Here is a 1497-nt window from a genome sequence, read left to right as displayed (position 1 = left end):
CTCTCTGTCTGCTGTAAACCACATCCAAGATCAGACTCAAGCTTCTGTAATCTGATAGGATGGTGATTTTCAGGGTTTTTCTCTGAAATCAACGGATAAGGCCGTCTGAAACCAAAATATAAGGTTTCAGACGGCCTTTATTTTGTAAACAATCTGACGAAAAATTCCAAATTGGGCTAAAATACCGCATTCTTCTGTCTACCAAAGAGATACCCAAAATGTCTGAAATCAGCTTGAAAAAAATCTACTCCGGCAAAGTACGCGATTTGTACGAAATTGACGATAAACGTATGTTGATGGTTGCTTCCGACCGCCTGTCTGCATTCGATGTGATTTTGGATGATCCGATTCCGGGTAAAGGGGAGATTCTGACGCAGATTTCCAATTTTTGGTTTAAAAAACTGGCTCATATCATGCCTAACCATTTTACCGGTCAGACGGTTTACGATGTTTTGCCTGAAAACGAAGCTAAAGCTTTGGAGAAACGCGCCGTCGTGGCTAAAAAACTCACTCCGGTGAAAGTGGAGGCTATTGTGCGCGGTTATCTGGCAGGCAGCGGTTGGAAAGATTATCAAAAGACAGGCTCTGTCTGCGGCATTCAACTGCCTGAAGGTATGCAGGAAGCGCAACAACTGCCTGAAGTGATTTTTACGCCATCGACCAAAGCCGCAGTGGGCGATCATGATGAAAACATCAGCTTTGAAGAATGCGAACGCATTATCGGTAAAGAATTGGCGGCGGAAGTGCGCGCCAAAGCTATTCAGCTTTACACAGAAGCGGCCGAATATGCGAAATCTCGCGGTATTATTATTTGCGATACCAAATTTGAATTTGGTTTGGATGAAGAAGGTACGCTGACTTTGATGGACGAAGTGTTGACGCCAGACTCCAGTCGTTTTTGGCCTGCAGACCAATACAAAGTCGGCACCAATCCGCCGTCTTTTGACAAACAATTTGTCCGCGACTGGCTGGAGCAAAGCGGTTGGAATAAAAAAGCGCCTGCGCCTAAAGTGCCTGCCGATGTGATTCAAAAAACAGTCGAAAAATATCAGGAAGCATTGACTTTGCTGACTCAGGATTGATTTTTAAGTTTGAAGGCCGTCTGAAAAGGATATGTTTCAGACGGCCTTTTTATTGTATAAATACTGGATTTTAAGGATGGTTGCCTTTATAATCGAGAGTTGTTTTCAGCGCCTTAAAGGCCGTCTGAAAGCTTGTTTATAACCTGCCGCACGGTCTGAAACCCTAACTATGCACATTCGGATTTTAGTGTGCATTATTAGTGTTTTAGCAGTGCGGTATTTTGAAAGGAACAATAATGTTCAATAAACACGTTAAGACCTTCCAATACGGTAATCAAACCGTCACTTTGGAAACCGGCGAAATCGCTCGCCAAGCCGCAGCTGCCGTTAAAGTATCTATGGGCGACACCGTTGTTTTGGTTGCCGTTACCACCAACAAAGAAGTGAAAGAAGGCCAAGACTTCTTCCCTTTGAC

The 1497-nt window shown here is 44.0% G+C and carries 2 protein-coding genes; both read left to right on the top strand.

All coding sequences use genetic code 11. The annotated features are described in order from the left end of the window. Positions 1–218 precede the first annotated feature (218 nt). Complete coding sequence (locus ACTHUM_RS13735; RefSeq protein ID WP_049322835.1) at positions 219–1082, top strand: phosphoribosylaminoimidazolesuccinocarboxamide synthase; 864 nt, start codon at positions 219–221, stop codon at positions 1080–1082. A 236-nt stretch (positions 1083–1318) separates the two neighbouring features. Next, positions 1319–1497 (top strand): hypothetical protein (locus ACTHUM_RS13730; protein ID WP_440403139.1); only part of this gene is annotated, 179 nt, incomplete at its 3' end.

It is taken from the genome of Neisseria sp. P0021.S006 (assembly GCF_051956895.1).
Note: the sequence above shows the minus strand (reverse complement) of the source record. Positions and strands in the feature narration are given on the sequence as shown.